The following is a 21,523-nucleotide window of genomic DNA, read 5'->3' on the forward strand; positions in this document are numbered from 1 at the left end:
TACAGCCGCCATAACAAGGACGGGTGTTGTGCGTCTAGAGATCAGCGGGCTGCGAGACCCGATCGCTGATTCGTCAGCGACCGCCCCACAATAGAACCCGTCCCCAAGGCGCACAAGCCGGCGGATTCTGGCGTAGCTGTAGGCAATTACGCAAGGACGTGTAGCTTCGGAGAGTGTTTGCAGGTCTGGTTTAAACGTGGGTGTTTAAAGTCAAAAGATCGCAGCCTGCGGCAGCTCCTACAGACGATCTTCATGTAGGAGTTGCCGCAGGCTGCGATCTTTTAGTGTTTCAGGATTTGCGCAGGGTCTTCTGCCGCAAAATATAAACCGTCACCAGCACTGCACTCGTCAACATAAACCCCCGCGCCCACACCAGCGGCACCAGGTAGCAGGAAAGCAGAATGCTCGTCCACATCAGCCCGATCGCGTAGACCTTGCCCTTGAGGGGAATGCCGTTGCCATCAAGGTAATCGCGGATCCATGGCCCGAGCCGTGGATGCTCGACCAGCCATTGATAGAAACGCGGAGAACTGCGCGCGAAGCAGGCGGCGGCGAGCAGAAGGAAAGGGGTGGTGGGCAGGACGGGCAGGAAAATCCCGATCACCCCCAATGCCACGCTGAGCCAGCCGATGGCCAGCAGGAAGTAGCGCAACATCAGGGGGCGGTTGCCTATGGGGTTGTCCATAGGCTGGATCTTAGTGGTGACGTGGCTTGAGGATCGCCGGTTTTTCGTCTGGCGCCTGGCACAGCAGGTACAGCGCGGTCAGGGCTTCCGGGATCTGCACAATCATGTCGTCCATCAGATTGGCGTCTTGAGCGATGTCTTCGAACTCGGGTTGTTCGTCGAACAGACCCGAACCGACCATGATCGGCAGGAGCATTTCGCTGACTTCTTCTTCGGCGGTTTCGAACCAGGCGGCTTCACGCAGGAACACGCCTTCCATGAAACCAATGCACCAGCCGCGCAATTCCGAATCGTCCGGGTCTTCGCCCAGATCCAGCTCGCACGGCAGTTCGAATTCTTCATCGGACGCCAGTTGACGGGCGATGTGCGCCTTGAGGCCGATCAGGGTGGCTTCGATCTCGGCACGCTGTGCTTCGTCGCTGTAATGCGGCTCTTCGGCGAACAGGGCGTCGATCCATTCACGCTCCGACACTTCTTCGGAGCAGATCGACAGCGCGGTCAGGTAACCGTGGGCGGCCACGTAATCCAGCGCCTCGTCGTGCAGCTCGTCGGCGTCGAGGAAGACTTGCAGGCGGGTCAGTTGCTCAGCGAAGGACATTACGTTGCTACCTTGGGGAATCAATAATGCGGGAATTCTAGGCCTTCTTGCGCGCTCAAGCCAGCCGCATGGCAGATTTGCCGCAATTGCCGGGCTGCATGTAAATCCTGTGGGAGCGAGCCTGCTCGCGAAAGCGGCGTATCAGGCACCTTTATGTCGAATGACCCACCGTATTCGCGAGCAGGCTCGCTACCACAAGGGATTTATGTGTGGCAGGGTTATCAGTGTCTTATCAGCGGCACCCTGTGCAGGGGAGGCCTCGGGTATACTGCCGCGTTTTGCGATCCCTGCCCGCATTGCGGTTGTCGTGCAATGCGTTCTTACGTTTTGTTTAAACGGCCCTGGCTGTTCTGAACCAGCCTGAGCAGGGATGTATCGGTAGATTTTTGGAGTTTTTATGCTCGAACAGGCACAACGCGTCCTCAAGGACATCTTCGGCTACGACAGTTTCCGTGGCCGCCAGGGTGCAATCATTGAGCGCGTGGCCAGTGGCGGTGACGCGCTGGTATTGATGCCTACCGGTGGCGGCAAGTCCCTGTGCTTCCAGGTTCCGGCGCTGTTACGCGATGGCCTGGCAGTGGTGGTGTCGCCGTTGATCGCCCTGATGGATGACCAGGTTGCCACCCTCGAAGAGCTGGGCGTGGCGGCCGCCGCGCTGAACTCCACGTTGAGTGCCGAACAGCAGCGTGATCTGGCAACGCGGATCAAGCGCGGTGAAGTGAAGATGCTCTATCTGGCGCCCGAGCGTCTGGTGCAGCCACGCATGTTGTCCTTCCTGCAAAGTCTCGACATTGCGCTGTTCGCCATCGACGAAGCGCACTGTGTGTCGCAGTGGGGTCATGACTTCCGTCGCGAGTACCTGCAACTCGGGCAACTGGCCGAGTTGTTCCCGACTGTGCCGCGCATCGCGCTGACTGCCACCGCCGACAAACGTACCCGCGAAGAAATCGTCGAGCGCCTGCATCTGCAGAACGCCGAGCGCTTCCTGTCGAGCTTCGACCGACCGAACATTTTCTACCGCATCGTGCCCAAGGAGCAGCCGCGCAAGCAGTTGCTGGCGTTTCTTGCCGAGCGGCGCAGCGATGCCGGCATTGTCTATTGCCTGTCGCGCAAGAAGGTTGAAGAAGTCGCGGCATTCCTTAGCGATCAAGGCTTCCCGGCGCTGCCGTATCACGCCGGTCTGCCCAACGAGCTACGCGCCTTCAACCAAAAGCGTTTCCTCAACGAGGAAGGCCTGATCATGGTCGCCACGGTGGCGTTCGGCATGGGCATCGACAAGCCCAACGTGCGTTTTGTTGCCCACCTCGATCTGCCGAAATCCCTCGAAGCGTATTACCAGGAAACCGGACGCGGTGGTCGTGACGGTCTGCCGGCGGATGCGTGGATGGCCTACGGTCTGCAAGACGTGGTGATGCTCAAGCAGATGCTGCAAAACTCTGAAGGCGACGAGCGTCACAAGCGTCTGGAGCAACACAAGCTCGACGCGATGCTGTCGCTCTGCGAAGAGACTCGTTGCCGTCGTCAGACGCTGCTGGCGTATTTCGATGAGCAGATGGCCGAACCCTGCGGCCATTGCGACAACTGCGTCGACGGCGTGCAGACCTGGGACGCCACCGAGCCTGCACGTCAGGGTTTGTCGGCGATCTTTCGCACCGGTCAGCGTTATGGCGTCGGCCATCTGGTCGACGTGCTGCTGGGCAAGGACAACGAAAAGGTTCGCAGTTTCGGTCATCAGCATCTGTCGGTGTTCGGCGTTGGCAAGGCTCTGAGCGAAAGTGAATGGCGCTCGCTGTTCCGTCAATTGGTTGCGCGTGGACTGGCCGATGTCGACCACGAAGGTTATGGCGGCTTGCGTTTAAACGACTCCTGCCGGCCACTGCTCAAGGGCGAAGTGACACTGGAACTGCGCCGCGATCTCAAACCACAAGTCACCGCCAAGAGCGGCAGCAAGAGCCAGGCCAGCCAACTGGTGCGCGGCGAAGAGCGCGAGCAGTGGGAAGCCCTGCGTGCGTTGCGACGCAAACTGGCCGAAGAACACGGCGTGCCGCCGTATGTCATCTTCCCGGATTCGACACTTCTGGAAATGCTTCGCAGCCAGCCAACTTCGTTGGCGGAAATGGCCCGGGTCAGCGGCGTCGGTGCGCGCAAGCTGGAGCGCTACGGCGATGCTTTCCTCGAAGTGCTCGGCGGCGAGGTCGAGGCGCCGAAGGTGGTGGCCGATGTGCGTCACGAGCTCATCACCCTGGCCCGCGCCGGCATGACCCCGATGCAGATTGCCGGGCAGTTGCAGTGCTCGGAAAAGAACGTCTACACCATGCTCGCCGAGGCGATCGGCAAGCAACAACTCTCACTGGAACAGGCTCTGGACTTGCCTGAAGAGCTGATGGGTGAGGTGCAGGACGCGTTCCTTGATGGCGAGGGTGAATTACCGCCGGTCGCCGAAATCGCCGAACTGTTCGCCGGTCGTGTTCCTGAAGGCGTCCTTTACTGTGTGCGGGCGGCGCTGCAATCCGAGTTCGAAATGTAATTCGGTCCAACCCTCATCGGAACGCCGCCCGCAGCCTTCTCCAAGAGGAGAGGGAGCCGACCGAGGTGTTTTGCGGATTACATCGACCTGACAGACCATGTCGATCAAGGATTCGGTAAAGCCCTGTCAGGTCGGTGGATTTGTGCAGCATCCCCCAATCAAGCCCCTCTGCCTTTGGGAGAGGGGCTTTTCAAGATGTAACGATTCAGTACAGACCGACACTTGCCTATAGCTGCAGCTCATGCTTAGCTGACTAATAATTAGTTTTTCTCTATTACATCCGTCTAACCATGAGTGTTTTATGCCGTTAACCGATCAACACCGCTTTGGCATGCAACTGGCCCAGATGTCCCGCGGCTGGCGTGCCGAGCTGGACCGGCGTCTGGCCGGCCTTGGCCTGTCCCAGGCGCGCTGGCTGGTGCTGCTGCATCTGGCGCGTTTCGAGGAAGCGCCCACACAGCGAGAGCTGGCACAAAGCGTTGGCGTCGAAGGCCCCACCCTCGCGCGCTTGCTCGATAGTCTGGAAAGCCAAGGGCTGGTGCAACGCCAGTCGGTGGTTGAAGACCGCCGGGCGAAAAAAATTGTCCTGTGTGCACCGGCCCTGCCGTTGATCGAACAAATCGAAACCATTGCTACCCAACTGCGCCACGAATTGTTCGACGGTGTCGACGAGGCGGATTTAAAGGTGTGCATGCGTGTTCACGGTCACATTCTGGCCAATCTGGAAAAATCTTGAGGCATAACCGCGCACCCGTTTTTTGAGAGATCGCACTGAGCAGACTATAAGAACTACTAGGCAATATCGTGTTCGTACCGGATGTGCGAACGCATAAGAAGTCGGTTTTGCTTATTTAAGGGATGCTCATGCTCGCAAGTTGGCACACGGTACTGCGCGTTTACGCCAAGGGATTATTGGTCGCTGGCGCATTCGGCTATTCGACCTTGTCGATGGCTTTGGGGCTTGGCGAGATCACGATTCACTCAGCCCTCAATCAACCGCTCAAGGCCGATATTGCGCTGATCGATGTCGGGACACTGACGCAGAACGACCTGTCAGTGAGCCTGGCCACGGCAGAAGAGTTTGGCCATGCCGGGGTCGAGCGGGTGTTTTTCCTCAACGACCTCAAGTTCACGCCGATCCTGCATGGCAATCGCCAGATGATTCGGGTGACCTCCAGCAAACCGGTCAACGAACCCTTTCTGAATTTCCTGGTGCAGCTCAATCAGCCCAATGGGCGCTTGCTGCGCGAATACACGGTGCTGATCGATCCGCCGGGTTCACCGGGTATCGTGCCGGCAACCGATGAGCCGGACCCGCGCGCGCAATCCTCAGCATTTCCCACTGTGGAGCCCGTGAGCGCGCCACCACAGGCGGCCCAGGGCAGACGCGCCATGCCGGCCGCGCCTTCATCCACAACCGCTCCGGCCAACGATGCACTGGCCGAACAACTGTCAGCCAGCGTGTTGCAGAACCAGCAGCTGCAAAAGTCCCTTGATGAGCTGAACGCCAAACTGCAGGCGCAGGATGTGCAGATTGCCGACGGCAGGAAACAGGTCAGTGATCTGCAAGCACGCTTGATCGAGCAGCAAAAGGCACCGCCAGCGCCATTAGTGACACCGGCACCAACACCGACAGCTGCCGCTGCGCCAATCGAGCCCGCAGAGGACGGTTTGAATTGGCCATTACTCGGTGGCTTGCTGTTGCTGGTGACATTGGCCGGGTTGCTCGTACTTCGTCGACGCCAGCAACAGCAGCAGGGCGATGCACCTTTGCCGTTATTACCGTTGAGCAACGAGCCCGATGGGGATGACGCCGGTTCCTCACAGGGGGTGACTGAACCGGTCATGGGGCACACCTCGGCCGATCCTCGTGAAGAGCCGACGGCGGGTGATGTGCTGGAAGCCGTGGGGATTTACCTGGCCTATGGGCGCCTCGGCGAAGCCGCCGGACTGTTGCGCGATGCGCTGCACAAAGAGCCCGAGCGCACCGATCTTGGTTTGCAGCTACTCGAAGTGCTAGGACGTCAGGGCGATAGCGCAGCGTTCGAACAGCAGGAAAGTCATTTGCGTGAACAGGGCGTTGCTGCACAAGCCTTGCAGGACATCCGCGCTCGGCATCCGAAGCTGTTGGGCACTGCGCCGTTGGCGGCAGTCACGCCATCGGCCATTGGCATTGCTCCCGTCGTAGTCGCCGGGCCCGTGTTGCCTGAGGACAATTTCGAGTTGAATCTGGATGAGTTGTCGGTGAACTCCAACTGGGATCTGGAGGACAGCCGCCCGGCACTGGCTCAGTCAGCAACAGACGACTCCAGCTTCGCTTCCAGCCTGAAAGTGTTGCCGCAGGACTTTGACCTGCCAGAGACCGCGGCCAGTGAAGACGCGGAGCTTGAATGGATTCCGGAGCCTGAGGCACAGCCGCTGGACGATGACTTCCTTGAAGCGTTTTCCGATCCGCTGCCCTCGCTGGCACTGGAGCCATTGGATTTACAGATGTCAGCGCCAGACGAGGCGGGGGCGGGGAAGCTCGAACAGGCGCAGACCTGCATCGATGACGGTGACATCGACAGCGCGATTGCGCTGCTCAATGAGTTGCTCAAGGACGGGGACGAGCCTTTGAAGCAAACCGCCAGAACCCTTTTGGCCGGGATCCGATAATTCGAGAGCTTCAGTCACTGTTGCGGCGATCTTGATGACGCCTTCGCGGGCAAGCCCGCTCCCACAAGTATCGATGCCGAACAAAAATGCAGTGAACGACGCTCAACCTGTGGGAGCGGGCTTGCCCGCGATGGCGGCCGGCCAGGCACCCTCACTCCTGAACCTTGATCAGAACGTCTGCCCCAGATTCAAATACACCGCCTGCTCGTTCGCATCATTGAGCCCATAACTGAAATTCAACGGCCCCAGCGGCGTATCGAAGCCAATAAACACACTCGCCGCATTGATGTAACCGCTGTCGAACTCGTTGTCGTTGTTCCACGCTCGCCCACGTTCCAGCGATCCGCCGGCGTACAGCGGGAAGTCCAGCGGCAGATACGAGCGCGGTGTCAGACGGCGGTAATACACCGCCCGCATCAGACTGACGTTCTGCCCCGAAATCGCATCCTCGCGAAAGCCCGACAGCTGGCGCGCGCCACCGAGCAGGAAGCTCGACGTCACCACATTGGTGTCGTCGAGGGTACGGCCATAGCGCCCGCCCAGAATCAATGTGTCCGGTCCGCGGCTCATGGCTTTGTCGAATTTGAACTCCCACTGTCGATAACGCGTATCCGAGCCCAGGCTCGGCTCGAATTGCAGGACTGTCAGGCTGACGTCCTTGCCCTCGTGGGGGTAGTAGACGTTGTCCAGTGAGTCGTAGGAATACTTCAGCGAATAGAAGCCTTCGTTGAAATTCTCGCTGGGCAGGTCCTGATCGCCAATGCGCACATCGGCCTTGCCCCACGCCTCACCGACGCCGAAGCGCACTTCGCCGTTGTTGCCGATTTGCCGGCCGACATTCAAGGCCATGCCGTAACGCTCGACGCGGTACTGGGCGACCGGATCATTGTCGAGCACCGCATCGACGTTTTGCGCCTCGAACACCACCGACGGCGCGATGAAGTAGCGTGAGCCAACGTCCAGCGGCTGATAGAACTCGCTGTACAGCTCCTGTGTGTCGCCAATCTGCACACGCGTCAGCCATTCCGCGCCGAGACGATTGATGCCGTTTTTGCGGTAACTGGCGCCGAGGTTGAAAGCACTGCTACCGCGCATGTCGTCTGACAGGTTCAGGCCGACCCTCAGGTAATCGGTGCCACTGCGTTTGCCGCGGGCACTGATTACCAGGGTGTGATCCTGCCCCTTGTGCGCCACGCGGTACTGCACCTGTTCGAAGTAGTCGAGGCCGTACAAGGTGCCCATGTCCGAATGCAATCGACCCAGATCCAGCGGTTCGCCGATGTGTTGGCGAATGTAGTAGCGGATCACGTCGTCGTCGACTTTCGAATCGTTCTCGACCTTGATCGCGGTGATGATCGGCGTACGTTGACCCGGCGCTCGGGCGGCGTTGAGTTCGGCGTCCTGGGACTCGGCAGGTTTGAGACTGGCGAGGCGAGCGTCAAGGATTCGGGTTGCGCGATAACCCGCATCGATCATTTCCTGGGCGCGGCCGAAATCAGTCACGCCGAAGCTTGCCAGCGACGGTTGGATCAACACGTCAGTGGCTTTCAGCGCGGCCAGTTGTTCTTCAGAGTTGCGTCGGGTCATCAGGGTGATCGACTGGTTGAGCACATCGACCACAGTGTTCAGTTGCTTGCGACCGCGCAGCGGCGTACCGATGTCGACCACGATGGCGATGTCGACGCCCATTTGCCGCGCGACATCCAGCGGAATGTTGTCGGTCATGCCGCCGTCCACCAACAGGCGGCCGTCGAGTTCGACCGGCGCGAACACCGCCGGAATCGACATGCTGGCGCGAATCACCTGGGGCAGATGGCCCTTGCGGAATACCACTTTTTCGCCATTGGCGATGTCGGTGGCCACGGCGCGGAAGGGGATCGGTAACTTGTCGAAATCCCGAGTGTCGCTGGTGTGCGCCAACAAGCTTTCGAGCAACAGCGCCAGATTCTGCCCCTGAATCACGCCCAGTGGCAGGCCGAGACTGCCGTCGTCGCGAAAGCTGAGTTTTTGTTTCACCAGAAAGTCGCGGTCATCCTGTTTGCGCCGGAACGGCACGTCTTCCCGAGGCGGCGCGTCGGACAGCGCCTGCTGCCAGTCGATTTCCAGGGCGAGTTTTTCCAGCTCGTCGATCTTGTAGCCCGAGGCATACAAGCCGCCAACCACCGCACCCATGCTGGTGCCGGCAATCGCATCGATCTTGACGCCTTGCTCTTCCAGCGCCTTGAGTACGCCGATGTGTGCCAGACCACGAGCGGCCCCACCGGACAGCACAAGGCCGACTTTCGGTCGCGGCGCTTCGCTGGCAAGCACGAACAAAGGAAGAAAACCAAGCAGCAGGCAAAACAGCAGACGGCGCATTGTGAGTCTCGGGGCAAACGATAAAGCCGGGTATTATAGCGGCGCCCTCTGTCTCCGGAGTTTCATTGAACATGACTGTCGCAAAAGCAGAAGTTGTCATCACCTATTGCACCCAATGCCAGTGGCTGCTGCGCGCGGCGTGGCTGGCGCAGGAACTGCTCAGCACCTTCGGCGACGACCTCGGCAAAGTGTCACTAGTACCGGGCACGGGCGGGGTGTTTCACATCACTTGTGATGGCGTGCAGATCTGGGAGCGCAAGGTTGATGGCGGTTTCCCGGAGGCCAAGGTGTTGAAGCAGCGGGTGCGCGACCAGATCGAACCTGACCGCGACCTCGGCCACAACGACCGCGCTCAGTGAGACGCGGCTTCGGCGGCGACGGTTTTTTTGTCGGCATTGCCTGACATCCGCGCCGACACCACGATGGCGACGATGATCAGCGCACCGCCGAGCAGCATGCGTAACGTCGGATTTTCATCGAACAGCAACCAGGCAATTGTGATGCCGTAGACCGGTTCCATGGCGAACACCACAGCAGCGGTGCGCGCCTTGATCACTGCCAGACTGGCAACGAACAAACTGTGGGCGACGCCGGTGCAGAACACGCCGAGCAGGGCGATCCACAACCAGTCCAGCGCGCGCACTTCGCTCAGTTGTGGCGCCGCCACTGGCAGCAGACACAAAGCCACCACGACGTTTTGACAGAGCGCTGCCTGCACTGCCGGGATTCGCCCGGAGCTGGCGCGATTGGTCAGCGACAACAGGGAAAACAGCAGCCCGGACAACACCGACCAAAGCAAACCTATGGTTGCACCGCTGCCAAGATCGAACGCCGGGGTCACCAGCACCAGACCGACGCTCACCAGCACCACCAGCAGAATTTCATTGGCACGGATGCGCTCGCGAAAGATCAGCCCTTCGAGAATCACCGTGAACGCCGGGAAACTGGCAAAGCCAAGCGTCGCGATGGCTACACCCGCGACCTTCACCGAAATGAAAAAACTCACCCAGTGCCCGGCCAGCAATACACCGCTGAGCAGCAGACGCCGCCAATCCACGGCCTGGAGTTTTTGCCAACCGTGCTGGCTGGCGAATCGGGCAAAAAATGCCAGCGCGATGACGGCGAAAGCGGCACGTCCAAAGACAATCACGGCAGGGGACGCGGCGGCGAGCTTGCCGAACACGCCGGTCAGGCCAAACATCAGAGCGCCAATATGCAGGGCGCCGAGGGCGGTACGCGGAGTCATTGCAGTCCTTAATTCAAACGCAGATTCACAGACCTATTGAAACGTGTCGCAGCCCATAAATCTGTCGGCAAACTATTGTCCTTTGTCGCCAGCCTCGCGCCGCAATTGGCCCGGCGAGGCGCCAAACTCGCGCAGCACAGCTGCCGCAAATGCACTTTGCGAGCTGTAGCCGACCCGACTGGCGATTTCGCCAATCGGCAGCACCGTCTCACGCAGCAGGGTCACAGCCTTGTGCAGGCGCCGACTGCGAATGTAGTCCATCGGCGTCTGCCCGCATTCAGCCATGAAGCGCGCGTGCAGACGTGCACTGGATAATCCGGCGATCCGCGCCAGATCGGCGACTTGCAGCGGATAAGCAGCATGCTGCTCGATGTGTGCATCCAGCGCCGCGTAAGGCAAGCGCCGGGCGGTGAGTTCGACAGGTTGCGCATGATTCAGACTGGCCAGCAGCAATACCGCGCCTTGCTGCGCAATCAGCGGATCGCCAACCGGGCTGTTCGCCAGCCAACTGACCAACTGGCTTTGTCCTGAATCCAGCGATAACCGGGCGGTCTTGTCGAGTAGGCGGCGGCTGGCTTCGGCGTGCTCGCCCAGTGAATCGAGCAGCCATTGCTCGTCAGGGATGTCCATGACCAGACAACGACTGCCTTGCGGACTGCCGCAGGCGTGGTGGGCGTCGGCTGGAATGACCACGAAACTCTGCTGACGCACCTGACTGCCACAGCCCTCGACCTCGAAGTCCAGCGCGCCGGACAAGCCGAACACCAGTTGCGCGTGGTCGTGGCTGTGGACGATCAGGTCGTGAGAGTAATGACGCAGGGTGAGGATCGGTCGCATGGCAGGTCGTCTCCGAAGTGACCGACAGTCTACACCGGCGCCTCCCGAGTGCGTTGTCACAGGACTGACTCGCGGCTGTCATGGACGATTAACCGGGCGCGCGCAAGCTGGCGAAAACATCCAGAGGGTTGCCCATGACCAGCGCCGAGCTCGCCAAACCCAGCCGCAAACAACGGGTGCGAACCTTGTGGATTTCCGACGTGCACCTGGGCACGCGGGATTGCCAGGCCGAGCATTTGTCGCAATTTCTCAAGGGCTATCACACCGACAGGATTTACCTGGTCGGTGACATTATCGACGGCTGGAAACTGCGCGGCGGCATGTATTGGCCGCAGGCTCACACCAACGTGATCCGCCGATTGCTGACCATGAGCAAGCGCGGCACCGAAGTGATCTACGTCACCGGCAACCACGATGAATTCCTGCGGCGTTACTCGAAGCTGATTCTGGGCAATATCCAGTTGGTCGACGAGGCCGTGCACGTCACGGCGGACGGTCGCCATCTGTTGGTGATACACGGTGACCAGTTTGATGTGATCACCCGTTATCACCGCTGGCTGGCCTTTCTCGGCGACTCGGCCTACGAATTTACCCTGACGCTCAACCGCTGGCTCAACCACTGGCGCGCGCGATATGGCTACGGTTACTGGTCGTTGTCGGCGTACCTCAAGCACAAGGTGAAGACGGCCGTAAGCTTCATCAGTGACTTCGAAGAAGCCATCGCCCATGAATGTGTGAAGCGCGAATTGCACGGTGTGGTTTGCGGGCACATTCACCACGCCGAAATCCGCAAGGTCGGCGACGTGGATTACCTTAACTGCGGCGATTGGGTAGAGTCGTGCACCGCGCTGATCGAGCATTGGGACGGCACGATCGAGTTGTATCGGCTGGCGGATGCGCAGGCGCGGGAGGCGGAGTTGAAAGCTGCCAAAGTTGCCGAACCCGCCTGAAAAGCAAAAGATCGCAGCCTTCGGCAGCTCCTACAGGGGTACACATTCCAATGTAGGAGCTGCCGAAGGCTGCGATCTTTTGATCTTAGGCCGGGCTGTGTTCTTCCATCGCCGCTTTGTAGATCGAATTCTTCGGCTGGGCAAACAAGCGCTCCATCATCGGCTCAAAGAAGCTCAACGGCAGCGTGTCGTACTCTGGATCAAACGCCGCTGCATCGTATCTGGCGCAAAACTCGGCAGTTGCCTGAAACTGCGGGTGCTCTTTGAACTGCTCGCGCAGATGCCGATCCATCCCCAGATGATGAAAGAAGTAGTAACCCTGAAACACCCCGTGTTTCTCGACCATCCACAGGTTCTCGGCACTGACGAACGGCTTGAGAATCGCCGCCGCAATGTCCGGATGGTTGTACGAGCCCAAGGTATCGCCAATGTCGTGCAGCAGGGCGCACACCACATATTCCTCGTCACGGCCATCGCGAAAGGCGCGGGTGGCGGTTTGCAGCGAGTGGGTCAGGCGATCCACCGGGAAACCGCCGAAATCGCCTTCGAGCAACTTCAGGTGAGTGGTGATGCGTGATGACAACTGCTTGGCATAGGCGCTGAAGTCTGCGGCGATGATCGCCCAGTCTTCCTGGGTGCCATCCTGCATATGGGTGAAGCGGGCACTGACGGTCATCGGCAATCCTCGTTGTTGCTTGTTTTCAGAACGCCACGCGACCCAGAATCATGTCGCGGTACATGACGAAGTCGCCGAGCAGGCTGTAGAGCGGATGCTGGAACGTCGCCGGCCGGTTCTTTTCAAAGAAGAAATGTCCCGCCCACGCGAAGCTGTAACCCGCCAGCGGCAGGGCCAATAACAGCAGCCAGGCGCCTTTGGCGATGGTCAGCGCGAGAATGAAAATAACCAGGGTCGTGCCAATGAAATGCAGGCGACGGCAGGTGCTGTTGTTGTGCTCGCTGAGGTAATACGGATAGAACTCGGCGAAGCTTTTGAAATGCTTGATGTTTTCCACGACTGCGATCTCTGTGGTTATTGTTCTGGCGACGAGTTGTGCTGCGGGCAGCTTATTTGAGTCTAGAGTGATCATGGGGGTGGGCCAGTGACAATTGGCGCCACTTTAGTATCCTTCGCAAATCGGGCCGCAACAGGCGACCCGCCATGCAAAAGAAAAACGCCATGAGCGAACGAACGACTTCTGCAAGCTGGGCGATGGGGATTGTCAAAGCATTGGAGATGGACGGCCTGGATTGCCGGGTTCTGTTCAAGCAACTGGGGCTGGATTACTCGGCTCTGGATGATCCGGATGCGCGTTTCCCCCAAGACTCCATGACCCGGCTCTGGCAACGGGCGGTGGAGGTGTCCGGCAATCCGGCCATCGGTCTGAACATGGGCAAAGTGGTGCGTCCGGCCTCGTTTCATGTCGCCGGTTACGCGCTGATGTCCAGTAATACCCTGGTCGAAGGCTTTCAACGGCTGGTGCGCTATCAACGAATCATCGCCGAAAGCGCCGACCTGAGTTTTCGTCTGCTGGATGAAGGTTACGCCCTGATTCTGACGGTGCACGGCGATCACCTGCCGCCCACCCGGCAAAGCGCCGAAGCGTCGCTGGCCTGTGCGCTCGCCCTGTGCGGCTGGCTGAGCGGGCGCACGCTGCATCCGGTCAAAGTGTTGCTGCAGGGCGATGAGCCGGCTGATCTGCAACCCTACAAACACGCTTTCCATGCGCCGCTGGTGTTCAGCGCGCCTTACGATGCGCTGATCTTCAAACGCGCTGACATGGAGGCGCCGCTGCCCACCGCCAACGAGGCCATGGCGCTGTTGCACGATCGCTTTGCGGGAGAATACCTGGCGCGGTTTTCCGAAAGCCGTGTGACCCACAAGGCGCGGCAGGTGCTCTGTCGGTTGTTGCCTCAGGGTGAGCCCAAGCGCGATGCGGTGGCGCAGACTCTGCACCTCTCGCAACGCACGTTGCAACGCAGGCTGCAGGAGGAGGGCACGAGTTTTCAGCAGTTGCTCGATGACACTCGCCGCGAACTGGCCGAACAGTACCTGGCTCAGCCGAGCATGACCCTGCTGGAAATCGCCTATCTGTTGGGCTTTGCTGATCCGAGCAACTTTTTTCGTGCCTTCCGCCGCTGGTTCGACAGCACGCCCGGTGATTACCGGGCGCGGTTGGCCAAGGCGCTCAACGCCGTCAGTGACGCCAAAAGGCCGGTATACACAGTACAAACACCGTAATGATTTCCAGTCGGCCGAGCAGCATGCCGAACGACAGGATCCACTTCGCGGCATCCGGCAGGGTGGCGAAGTTGCCCGCTGGGCCGATGGTCTCGCCAAGGCCCGGGCCGACGCCGGACACGGTGCTGGCGGCGCCGGTCAGCGCGGTCATCCAGTCCACGCCCAGCAGCGACAGGAGCAGGGCGATCACGCAGATGGTGATGGCGAAGAAAAACGAAAACGTCAGAATCGAACGCACGATCTCTTCGTCGAGCCGGTGACCGTTGTACTTCTGCTTGATCACCGCACGGGGGTGAATCAGCTGATTAAGGTTGGCCTTGAGCAGGATGTAGGCGACCTGGAAGCGGAAGATCTTGATCCCGCCTGCCGTCGATCCTGAGCAGCCGCCGACAAAACCCAGATAGAAGAACAACATCAACGAGAAGTTGCCCCACAGGCTGTAGTCACCGAGGGCAAAACCGGTGGTGGTCAGCACCGACGTCACGTTCAGCGCCACATGGCGCAGCGCATCCAGCCAATGCAGTTGGGTCGTCCACCAGTACCAGGTGCCGAGCACCAGCCAGGTCACCAGCAACATCGCCAGCATGCCCTGCACCTGCTGATCCTTGATCAACGCTCGGCGATTACCGCGCATCGTCGCCACGTACAGGGTGAACGGCAGGCTGCCGAGAATCATGATGACGATCGCCACCCAGTGCACAGCCGGTTGCGTCCACTTGGCCAGGGATTGGTCGGAGGTCGAGAATCCACCCGTGGAAATAGCCGACATCGCATGATTGATCGCGTCGAACAGGCTCATCCCTGCCCACCAGAACGCCAGGCTGCCGAGGATGGTGATGCCGACATACGCCCCCACGATCAGGCGCGCCACCATGTGTGAACGGGGCATGACCTTTTCCGAGCGATCCGACGATTCGGTCTGGAACAGGCGCATGCCACCAATTCGCAGCAGCGGCAGAATCGCCACCGCCATGCCGATAAAGCCGATGCCGCCAATCCAGTGCAGCAGTGAACGCCACATCAGAATCCCGGGGGACATGCTGTCGAGGCCGTTAAGCACGGTCGCGCCGGTCGCGGTAATGCCGGACATGCTTTCAAAAAACGAGTCGGTGTAGCTGATGTGCTGAGTCAGCAGGAACGGCAGCGCGGCGAAAATACACACCACCAGCCAACTGCTGACGGTCAGCAGGTACATGTCACGCGGGCGCAGGTGAATGTGTTCCGGGCGGCCCGGAATCACCAGTGCGAGGCCGGCAACGAAGGTGATCATGCTCGCCCAGAGGAACGACGGCAGATCGCCGGTGCGGTCGAAAATCACCAGGGTGGCCATCGGCACGACCATGGCAATTGCCAGAGTAATCAGGAAGATGCCGATGATGAAACCAATGATCCGTAAGGTCGGCAACGCCATGAAGTCTGCTCGGGCTGATAGGGGAAGGGCGCCATTCTACCCGTGGGGCAGGGCATGTAAACCGGCATCCTTTTGGTAGATACCGCTAGAATAGCCGCATATTTTTTTCAGGAGGTGGCCGATGCAGGCTCTCGACGCTTTGCTCAACCGTGTTTCCGTTCCACGACTGGTCGAACCGGCCCCTACAGCGCAGCAGCGCGAAGCCCTGTTTGCCGCCGCTTTGCGCGCGCCGGATCACGGGCACTTGCAGCCGTATCGTTTTTTGAGCGTCGAAGGTGCTGCGCGCGAGCAGATGGGCGAACTGTTGGCTGAAGCTGCGCAGAAGCAGGAAGGCGAAATCACTGAAGCCATGATCGACAAGGCGCGCAACGGCCCCCTGCGTGCGCCGCTGGTGGTTGTGGTGATCGCGAAACTGCAGGAACACGTCAAGTACCCGAAGGCCGAGCAGTTGCTGGCCGCCGGGTGTGCCGCCCACGGGATTTTGCTGGCGGCGTATGCGCAGGGGATTGGTGCGGTTTGGCGTACCGGCGATCTGGCTTATTCGCAGCATGTCGCGAAAGGCTTGGGACTGGTGGAGGGCGAGGAGGTGATTGCGTTCCTGTACCTCGGCACTCCGCAGAAAGAGCCGCGGGTGGCGGAAAAGGTCGATCTGGCGGAGTTTGTCAGCGCTTGGCCTGGTAAGGCCTGAAGATCAAAAGCCCCTCACGCTAACCCTCTCCCGAAGGGAGAGGGCTGGGCGGGCGGCGTTCCGATGAGGGTCGCTGTCAGGGCTGGACGACTGCCCCCGGCACCAGCGGCAATTCCAGACTGGCAACAAATCCGCCGTCAGGATGATTTGCCAGCACCAGACTTCCGCCATGCCGTTCCGCCGCACGCCGTGCAATCGCCAGGCCCAGACCATGACCCGCCGCTGTCTGCCCCGGCGCCCGATAAAACGGCTCGCCCAACTGACTCAGGTGCTCGGCCTGAACCCCCGGGCCATGATCGCGAACACTGATGACTATCCGCTCACCCTGCCGCGAGGCCTGCATTTCAATCGCCTGACCCTGGGGATTGAAGCGCTGCGCATTGCGTAGCAGGTTGTCCACGGCGCGCTCGATCATGGTCGGCCAGCCCTTCAGATTCAGCTGTTGCTCGGCGTCCAGACTCACGTTCTGTTCCGGCGACGCCAACTGCGCATCCTTTTGCAGGGCGCTCAGCAGCGTATTCAAATCCACGTCTTCAGCGCTGGCGTTGTCGGCATCGACCCGCGCCAGCACCAGAATTTCACTGATCAGCGCTTCCAGGCGATCGCATTCGCGGGTCAGTCGTGGCCAGAGTTTTTCGCGTTCTTCAGGGTTGGCGCGCTCTGCCAGCGCCAGGGCAATTCGCAGCCGCGCCAGCGGTGAACGCAGTTCATGGGATACGTCGCGCAACAACTGACGCTGACTGCCGATCAGGCTTTGCAGGCGCGCACCCATGCGGTTGAAGTCGTTGGCTAGGACGCCGAACTCATCGCGGCGGTTGGCCAGTTTGGCCAGGCTGTTCTGCTGATAAGTCGCCTGCCCCAGGTCATGTACCGCGCCGCGCAAACGGCTAAGCGGACGGGTGATGGAGAAGGTCACCAGCAAGCTGAACAGAGTCAGTACCACCAGCGCAATGCCCAGAGCACTCAATGGCCAGAGCAGGCTTTCGCGGTGCCAGGAGTCGAGTTCGGGATGTGGGATGCGGTAGATGAACAGGTAGGTGTCACCGGTTTTTTCACTGGTGAACTCATCGGTCAGGCGCCGCCACGGCAGGCGTCGGTCATCGTTGTTCTGGCGGGCTTCGAAGGCAGCGGCACGACGGGGGAAGGTGCCGCGCACGACCGGGTCACCGCTTTCGTTCAGCACTTGAACGTCGATGTGGTACTGGCGTTTGCGTTGTTGGAGGATCTGCTGAGCGGCTTCTTCGCCTTGTGCTTCGTAGCTTTGCGTCCACTCAGCCGCGAGGGTGTTGAGGCCCGGATGGCGACTGAGTATCCACGCGTCCTGATTGAGCATGTGCCCCAACAGAATGGACAGCCCTGCAACCAGAGCGATGGCCAGCCAGAAGCTTGCGAGAATACGCCAGAACAATGACCGCACAGAAAATCCTCAATCAAACGCGTAACCCCTGCAGGAGCTGCGGCACGCTGCGATCTTCTGATCTTGTTTTTCAAAAGCAGAATCAAAAGATCGCAGCGTGCCGCAGCTCCTACAGAGGGCGGATATGAACAGGCCCGACGGTGTTAGCCGTCGGGCCTGTGGTTAAAACATTATTGCGCTTTTTGCGGCTGTTGCGCTTTCCACGCCTTGAACTCAGCCCATTCGGCGCGACGCTCGGCCTTTTTCTTCTGGATCTCGTCGAATTTCTTCTGTTGATCCGGTTTCAGCACGGCGCGAACATCGGCCTCGGCTTTCTTGTGGTTGGCTGCCATCTCATCCTTCATGGCTTTCTGGTCAGCCGGCGAGAGTTTTTCCAGGTACTTGTCGACCACTTGCTTACGCTCGTGCATCTGCTCGCCCATGATCTTGCGGATCTGCTCGCGTTGTTCGCGGGACAGGTCGAGTTGGCTGTACGGGCCTTTGCCGTGCATGCCGTGCATCTGACCGCCGTGGCGTGGGCCGTCGAGCGGGCCACCCATCGGGCCGCCGTCTTGCGGCATGGCCATGGCGACGGTTGGCAGAGCGGCAGCGAACATCAGAGCGATAAGAGTCTTGCGCATGGTGTATCTCCTTGTCTCGTTCCCGGTACGTTCCGGATGAGTTCAGATTACGCAGATCAAGGTCAGCGGCGGTCAGCGCTAGGTAAAGCTTGGGTAAAGACGATTTGTCTCAAGCCTTACACACATACCCCTGTGAGCTGCCGAAGGCTGCTACAGGGGGGGCGCTCCCATTGGAGGGGGGATCAGGTCAGAGGCAGTAGAAGTAACCGCGGCTGCGCAAGGCAACGATGCGCGGGCGCCCGTCCGGATGCGGGCCGATTTTTTTGCGCAGGTTGCTCACGTGCATGTCGAGGCTGCGGTCGTACAGGGTCAGCTTGCGGCCGAGGGCCAGTTGCGCCAGTTCCTGTTTGTCCAGCGGCTCGCCGGGCTGCTTGAGCAGGGCTTCGAGCAGACGGCTTTCGGAAACGGTGAGGGTCAGTTCTCTCTCGTCGATGCTGACCACGCCGCGCACCGGGCTGAAACTCAGGTCGCCCAGCTCAAGCTGCGTCGACACGGCCGCCGGGTGGCTGCGGCGCAGCACGGCGCGCAGGCGTGCGGTCAGCTCGCGTGGATCACACGGTTTGGCCAGGTAGTCGTCAGCGCCCAGTTCCAGACCGAGGATCCGGTCCAGCGGTTCGCCACGGGCCGAGAGCATCAACACCGGCAGATCGGCGTGATCGTTGCGCAATTGCTTGAGCAGTTCCAGACCGCTGCCATCGGGCAGCATCACATCCAGCACCACCGCCGCCGGGGCGGTTTCGGCCAAGGCCTTGCGGGCGCTCTGGCCATCGTGGCAGGCACGTACCTGGAAGCCTTCCTGGCTTAGCCAACTGCTCAGAAGCTCACACAGCTCCTGGTCATCATCAATAATTAACAGCTCGCTCATGACTCACTCAATTTAACCATTGCCGACGTTTTCGGCTTGCCCCACTGGCAAAGATACCGCAGAGCAGCGCCAATAGCGCTACTCCGGCACCCGTGACGAACCACTGCTGCTGATCGGTCAACAAGCGCGGCACCGGGCTGGCCTGGGCTTCCTTGAGTTGCAGCTTGAGGCGCTGGTTCTCTTGGCGCAACCGGGCGAGCTGAGCGCTTTCACGTTGGTTGTCGGCATTTTGCAGTTGTTTGCTCAATTCTTCCCGCTGCTGCTCGCTCACTTTGAGGCGCTGCTGCAACTCGGTGATCTGGCTGCCGGCGCTTAATGACAATGGCGTGGAGCTGCCGCCTTCGGTGGTTTCATCACCATGGGCGGGCGCCATGATCGACAACGTGACCAACATCAGACACAACGGACCCTTGCGCATCGCGACACCTGTTTCCAAATGGATATTGGGCAGGTTGTCGGCAGGCAAACGAGAATAATGAGCGATTGAGAGTGTGATGAACAGACAAGGTTCAGTGTTACAGGTGTGTCGCGGGTAATGAGGAGATGAATCTCCTCATTACCGGACTTTTTAAGGCAGGACTTGCTTGAACGGCTTCACGATCACGTTGGCATAAACGCCTGCCGCGATGTATGGATCGGCATCTGCCCAGGCTTGCGCGGCGCTCAGGGAGTCGAACTCGGCAACGATCAGGCTGCCGGTGAAACCCGCTGCGCCCGGATCATTGCTGTCGACGGCCGGGTGCGGGCCGGCCAATACGATACGACCTTCGCCCTTGAGCGCTTGCAGGCGTTCCAGATGCGCAGGGCGCGCAGCCAGGCGAGCTTCCAGTGAATTGGCGACGTCGGTGGCAATGATTGCGTAGAGCATGTCAGTCCTCGGTTTTTGGTGTTGTAGTATCGGCGTCATGCAGGTGACGGGACAGGTAAACGCCCTGCGCGACCAGGAACAGCACGGTCATGCCCAGGCTGCCGAACACCTTGAAGTCCACCCAGATGCTCTGGAAGGTAAAGGCGACGAACAGGTTGGCGGCCCCGCAGAACAGGAAAAAGGCGATCCAGGCGATGTTCAGACGGGTCCACACCGGATCCGGCAGGGTCAGCGCGTGGCCCATGATGCGTTTGATCAGCAGGCGGTCACCGATGAAGTGGCTGCCGATGAAGGCGACGGCGAACAGCCAGTTGACCACAGGGGCTTTCCATTTCAGGAAGGTCTCGCTGTGGAACGCCAGTGTCAGGCTGCCGAACACGAGGCAGGCGATCAGGGTCAGCCATTGGCTCTTTTCCAGCTTGCGCTGTTGGATGAAAAGCGCGCCGTACACCACCAGGGAGCTGATGATCAGCATCGCGGTGGCGCTGTAAATACCGCCTACAGTCACTTCATGGCCAGCGATGTCGACGACCCGTGGATCAAGTTTGTAAACGATGAAGAACAGCAAAAGCGGGATGAAATCGATGAATTGTTTCACAGTGAGAGCCAGAAGCTGGATGTGGCGGCATAATAACAAACATATGGGCGCGCGATAGCGCTCGCTGATTTGAGGTTACAACTCTCCGTGAATGTTGATTTGCACTGCCATAGCACGGCCTCCGATGGCGCCCTGGCGCCTGCGGTTCTGGTTGCGCGTGCGTTCGAGAACGGCGTGCGAGTCCTGGCCCTGACCGACCACGACACCCTCGAAGGCCTCGCCGAAGCGCACACGGCCGCGACCGAACTGGGGATGCAACTGGTCAACGGCGTCGAATTGTCCTGCACCTGGGGCGGGGCGACCATTCATGTGTTGGGTTACGGTTTCGACGTCAATGCAGCACCGTTGGTCGAGGCGATCGCCAGATTGCACGATGGGCGTTGGCTGCGGTCGGAAGAAATAAGCCGCAAACTCGCCCTCAAGGGCATGCCCGGTGCCCTCGATGGTGCGAGGCAGATCCAGCAGGAGCTGGGCGACAGCGGCAACGCCCCGGCCCGTCCGCATTTCGCCGACTGGATGGTCCGTGAAGGTTTTGTAAAGGATCGCGCCGAAGCCTTCCGCAAGTGGCTCGGGGCCGGCAAGCTGGGCGACGTCAAGCAACACTGGCCGACGCTCGAAGACACCGTTGGCACGCTGCGCGCTGCGGGTGCCTGGGTCAGCCTGGCGCATCCGTGGCACTACGATTTCACCCGCAGCAAACGCCGAAAGCTGATTGCCGACTATATTCAAGCGGGCGGGCACGCGATCGAAGTGGTCAATGGCCATCAGCCCGCGGAACAGGTGGGCAGCCTGGCAATCCTTGCCCGTGAGTTCGGTCTGCTGGTCAGCGCCGGCAGTGATTTTCATGGCCCTGGAGGTTGGTCCGAGATCGGCCAGTACCGGCCGGTTCCCGAGGACCTTCCACCCCTGTGGTGTCGGTTCAAACATGACACAGTTATTGCCGCCGTCTGAACAGGTAGAG

At 60.0% G+C, this 21,523-nt stretch carries 22 protein-coding genes; 8 read left to right on the forward strand and 14 right to left on the reverse strand.

What is annotated here, in order from left to right:
• Nucleotides 1-289 precede the first annotated feature (289 nt).
• Complete coding sequence (locus tag AB4P97_RS03015) at nt 290-685, reverse strand: YbaN family protein (RefSeq protein ID WP_115147847.1); 396 nt, start codon at nt 683-685, stop codon at nt 290-292.
• A gap of 10 nt (nt 686-695) precedes the next feature.
• Nucleotides 696-1,283 carry a YecA family protein gene (locus AB4P97_RS03020; protein ID WP_042558152.1) on the reverse strand — a complete coding sequence of 196 codons (588 nt, stop codon included), beginning with the start codon at nt 1,281-1,283 and terminating at the stop codon, nt 696-698.
• A 397-nt stretch (nt 1,284-1,680) separates the two neighbouring features.
• Here AB4P97_RS03020 and recQ point away from each other — a divergent pair, with 397 nt between their 5' ends.
• The 3 genes from recQ (at nt 1,681) to AB4P97_RS03035 (ending at nt 6,465) form a co-directional block, all read left to right on the forward strand.
• On the forward strand, nt 1,681-3,810 hold the full coding sequence (recQ, locus tag AB4P97_RS03025) for a DNA helicase RecQ (protein ID WP_047300232.1): 2,130 nt from the start codon (nt 1,681-1,683) through the stop codon (nt 3,808-3,810).
• A gap of 301 nt (nt 3,811-4,111) precedes the next feature.
• On the forward strand, nt 4,112-4,546 hold the full coding sequence (locus AB4P97_RS03030) for a MarR family transcriptional regulator (protein WP_042558154.1): 435 nt from the start codon (nt 4,112-4,114) through the stop codon (nt 4,544-4,546).
• 128 nt (nt 4,547-4,674) lie between these two features.
• Complete coding sequence (locus tag AB4P97_RS03035) at nt 4,675-6,465, forward strand: FimV/HubP family polar landmark protein (RefSeq protein ID WP_395602059.1); 1,791 nt, start codon at nt 4,675-4,677, stop codon at nt 6,463-6,465.
• A 168-nt stretch (nt 6,466-6,633) separates the two neighbouring features.
• On the opposite strand, the gene AB4P97_RS03040 is transcribed toward AB4P97_RS03035, so the two are convergent.
• Entirely contained in the window at nt 6,634-8,823 is a 2,190-nt protein-coding gene (locus AB4P97_RS03040; protein WP_042558155.1) for a patatin-like phospholipase family protein, read from the reverse strand.
• 71 nt (nt 8,824-8,894) lie between these two features.
• On the opposite strand from AB4P97_RS03040, the gene AB4P97_RS03045 reads away from it, so the two are divergent.
• Nucleotides 8,895-9,182, forward strand: a complete 288-nt coding sequence (locus tag AB4P97_RS03045) for a SelT/SelW/SelH family protein (protein WP_395602060.1) — start codon at nt 8,895-8,897, stop codon at nt 9,180-9,182.
• Here AB4P97_RS03045 and AB4P97_RS03050 read toward each other — a convergent pair.
• Both AB4P97_RS03050 and AB4P97_RS03055 read right to left on the reverse strand, forming a co-directional pair.
• Nucleotides 9,176-10,069, reverse strand: a complete 894-nt coding sequence (locus tag AB4P97_RS03050) for a DMT family transporter (RefSeq protein ID WP_042558157.1) — start codon at nt 10,067-10,069, stop codon at nt 9,176-9,178. The two genes, AB4P97_RS03045 and AB4P97_RS03050, sit on opposite strands and share 7 nt — an antisense overlap.
• A gap of 72 nt (nt 10,070-10,141) precedes the next feature.
• Nucleotides 10,142-10,906, reverse strand: coding sequence for an AraC family transcriptional regulator (locus AB4P97_RS03055; protein ID WP_115147845.1), 765 nt, complete (start codon nt 10,904-10,906; stop codon nt 10,142-10,144).
• A 134-nt stretch (nt 10,907-11,040) separates the two neighbouring features.
• Between AB4P97_RS03055 and AB4P97_RS03060 the strand changes: the two genes are divergently transcribed.
• On the forward strand, nt 11,041-11,856 hold the full coding sequence (locus tag AB4P97_RS03060; RefSeq protein ID WP_047300237.1) for a UDP-2,3-diacylglucosamine diphosphatase: 816 nt from the start codon (nt 11,041-11,043) through the stop codon (nt 11,854-11,856).
• Between the two features lie 85 nt (nt 11,857-11,941).
• On the opposite strand, the gene AB4P97_RS03065 is transcribed toward AB4P97_RS03060, so the two are convergent.
• The gene (locus AB4P97_RS03065; RefSeq protein ID WP_047300238.1) at nt 11,942-12,532 is read right to left on the reverse strand and encodes an HD domain-containing protein; all 591 of its coding nucleotides are present in this window, start codon (nt 12,530-12,532) and stop codon (nt 11,942-11,944) included.
• Nucleotides 12,533-12,557: 25 nt separating this feature from the next.
• Nucleotides 12,558-12,869: a DUF962 domain-containing protein gene (locus AB4P97_RS03070; protein ID WP_047300239.1), complete on the reverse strand. Its 312-nt coding sequence runs from the start codon at nt 12,867-12,869 to the stop codon at nt 12,558-12,560.
• 164 nt (nt 12,870-13,033) lie between these two features.
• Here AB4P97_RS03070 and AB4P97_RS03075 point away from each other — a divergent pair, with 164 nt between their 5' ends.
• Nucleotides 13,034-14,095, forward strand: coding sequence for an AraC family transcriptional regulator (locus AB4P97_RS03075; RefSeq protein ID WP_200610871.1), 1,062 nt, complete (start codon nt 13,034-13,036; stop codon nt 14,093-14,095).
• On the opposite strand, the gene AB4P97_RS03080 is transcribed toward AB4P97_RS03075, so the two are convergent.
• Entirely contained in the window at nt 14,052-15,506 is a 1,455-nt protein-coding gene (locus AB4P97_RS03080) for a TrkH family potassium uptake protein (RefSeq protein WP_042558162.1), read from the reverse strand. The genes AB4P97_RS03075 and AB4P97_RS03080 overlap by 44 nt on opposite strands.
• A gap of 121 nt (nt 15,507-15,627) precedes the next feature.
• Between AB4P97_RS03080 and AB4P97_RS03085 the strand changes: the two genes are divergently transcribed.
• Nucleotides 15,628-16,194: a nitroreductase family protein gene (locus AB4P97_RS03085; RefSeq protein WP_395602061.1), complete on the forward strand. Its 567-nt coding sequence runs from the start codon at nt 15,628-15,630 to the stop codon at nt 16,192-16,194.
• Nucleotides 16,195-16,270: 76 nt separating this feature from the next.
• On the opposite strand, the gene AB4P97_RS03090 is transcribed toward AB4P97_RS03085, so the two are convergent.
• The 6 genes from AB4P97_RS03090 to AB4P97_RS03115 all read right to left on the reverse strand — a co-directional run bounded on the left by AB4P97_RS03090 (nt 16,271) and on the right by AB4P97_RS03115 (nt 20,562).
• Entirely contained in the window at nt 16,271-17,611 is a 1,341-nt protein-coding gene (locus AB4P97_RS03090) for a HAMP domain-containing sensor histidine kinase (RefSeq protein WP_115147843.1), read from the reverse strand.
• A 170-nt stretch (nt 17,612-17,781) separates the two neighbouring features.
• Entirely contained in the window at nt 17,782-18,231 is a 450-nt protein-coding gene (locus AB4P97_RS03095; RefSeq protein ID WP_115147842.1) for a Spy/CpxP family protein refolding chaperone, read from the reverse strand.
• Between the two features lie 187 nt (nt 18,232-18,418).
• The gene (locus AB4P97_RS03100; RefSeq protein WP_047300242.1) at nt 18,419-19,096 is read right to left on the reverse strand and encodes a response regulator transcription factor; all 678 of its coding nucleotides are present in this window, start codon (nt 19,094-19,096) and stop codon (nt 18,419-18,421) included.
• A 7-nt stretch (nt 19,097-19,103) separates the two neighbouring features.
• Nucleotides 19,104-19,514, reverse strand: coding sequence for a translation initiation factor 2 (locus tag AB4P97_RS03105; protein WP_042558168.1), 411 nt, complete (start codon nt 19,512-19,514; stop codon nt 19,104-19,106).
• Nucleotides 19,515-19,664: 150 nt separating this feature from the next.
• Complete coding sequence (locus AB4P97_RS03110) at nt 19,665-19,964, reverse strand: YciI family protein (RefSeq protein ID WP_016987935.1); 300 nt, start codon at nt 19,962-19,964, stop codon at nt 19,665-19,667.
• A gap of 1 nt (nt 19,965) precedes the next feature.
• Nucleotides 19,966-20,562, reverse strand: coding sequence for a septation protein A (locus AB4P97_RS03115; protein ID WP_042558169.1), 597 nt, complete (start codon nt 20,560-20,562; stop codon nt 19,966-19,968).
• Nucleotides 20,563-20,649: 87 nt separating this feature from the next.
• Here AB4P97_RS03115 and AB4P97_RS03120 point away from each other — a divergent pair, with 87 nt between their 5' ends.
• Nucleotides 20,650-21,513, forward strand: coding sequence for a PHP domain-containing protein (locus AB4P97_RS03120; RefSeq protein WP_395602062.1), 864 nt, complete (start codon nt 20,650-20,652; stop codon nt 21,511-21,513).
• Nucleotides 21,514-21,523: the final 10 nt, after the last annotated feature.

This window comes from Pseudomonas sp. A1230, assembly GCF_044218825.1.
Classification (GTDB): Bacteria; Pseudomonadota; Gammaproteobacteria; order Pseudomonadales; family Pseudomonadaceae; genus Aquipseudomonas; species Aquipseudomonas iridis.

Excerpts from the sequence above, each read along its gene's own strand:
- AB4P97_RS03110 (WP_016987935.1), bottom strand. The coding sequence starts at position 19,964 with ATGCTCTACGCAATCATTGCCACCGACGTCGCCAATTCACTGGAAGCT.
- AB4P97_RS03085 (WP_395602061.1), top strand. The coding sequence starts at position 15,628 with ATGCAGGCTCTCGACGCTTTGCTCAACCGTGTTTCCGTTCCACGACTG.
- AB4P97_RS03095 (WP_115147842.1), bottom strand. The coding sequence starts at position 18,231 with ATGCGCAAGACTCTTATCGCTCTGATGTTCGCTGCCGCTCTGCCAACC.
- AB4P97_RS03060 (WP_047300237.1), top strand. The coding sequence starts at position 11,041 with ATGACCAGCGCCGAGCTCGCCAAACCCAGCCGCAAACAACGGGTGCGA.
- AB4P97_RS03015 (WP_115147847.1), bottom strand. The coding sequence starts at position 685 with ATGGACAACCCCATAGGCAACCGCCCCCTGATGTTGCGCTACTTCCTG.
- AB4P97_RS03065 (WP_047300238.1), bottom strand. The coding sequence starts at position 12,532 with ATGACCGTCAGTGCCCGCTTCACCCATATGCAGGATGGCACCCAGGAA.
- AB4P97_RS03055 (WP_115147845.1), bottom strand. The coding sequence starts at position 10,906 with ATGCGACCGATCCTCACCCTGCGTCATTACTCTCACGACCTGATCGTC.
- AB4P97_RS03020 (WP_042558152.1), bottom strand. The coding sequence starts at position 1,283 with ATGTCCTTCGCTGAGCAACTGACCCGCCTGCAAGTCTTCCTCGACGCC.
- AB4P97_RS03045 (WP_395602060.1), top strand. The coding sequence starts at position 8,895 with ATGACTGTCGCAAAAGCAGAAGTTGTCATCACCTATTGCACCCAATGC.
- AB4P97_RS03105 (WP_042558168.1), bottom strand. The coding sequence starts at position 19,514 with ATGCGCAAGGGTCCGTTGTGTCTGATGTTGGTCACGTTGTCGATCATG.
- AB4P97_RS03030 (WP_042558154.1), top strand. The coding sequence starts at position 4,112 with ATGCCGTTAACCGATCAACACCGCTTTGGCATGCAACTGGCCCAGATG.
- AB4P97_RS03075 (WP_200610871.1), top strand. The coding sequence starts at position 13,034 with ATGAGCGAACGAACGACTTCTGCAAGCTGGGCGATGGGGATTGTCAAA.
- AB4P97_RS03040 (WP_042558155.1), bottom strand. The coding sequence starts at position 8,823 with ATGCGCCGTCTGCTGTTTTGCCTGCTGCTTGGTTTTCTTCCTTTGTTC.
- AB4P97_RS03050 (WP_042558157.1), bottom strand. The coding sequence starts at position 10,069 with ATGACTCCGCGTACCGCCCTCGGCGCCCTGCATATTGGCGCTCTGATG.
- recQ (WP_047300232.1), top strand. The coding sequence starts at position 1,681 with ATGCTCGAACAGGCACAACGCGTCCTCAAGGACATCTTCGGCTACGAC.
- AB4P97_RS03080 (WP_042558162.1), bottom strand. The coding sequence starts at position 15,506 with ATGGCGTTGCCGACCTTACGGATCATTGGTTTCATCATCGGCATCTTC.
- AB4P97_RS03035 (WP_395602059.1), top strand. The coding sequence starts at position 4,675 with ATGCTCGCAAGTTGGCACACGGTACTGCGCGTTTACGCCAAGGGATTA.
- AB4P97_RS03100 (WP_047300242.1), bottom strand. The coding sequence starts at position 19,096 with ATGAGCGAGCTGTTAATTATTGATGATGACCAGGAGCTGTGTGAGCTT.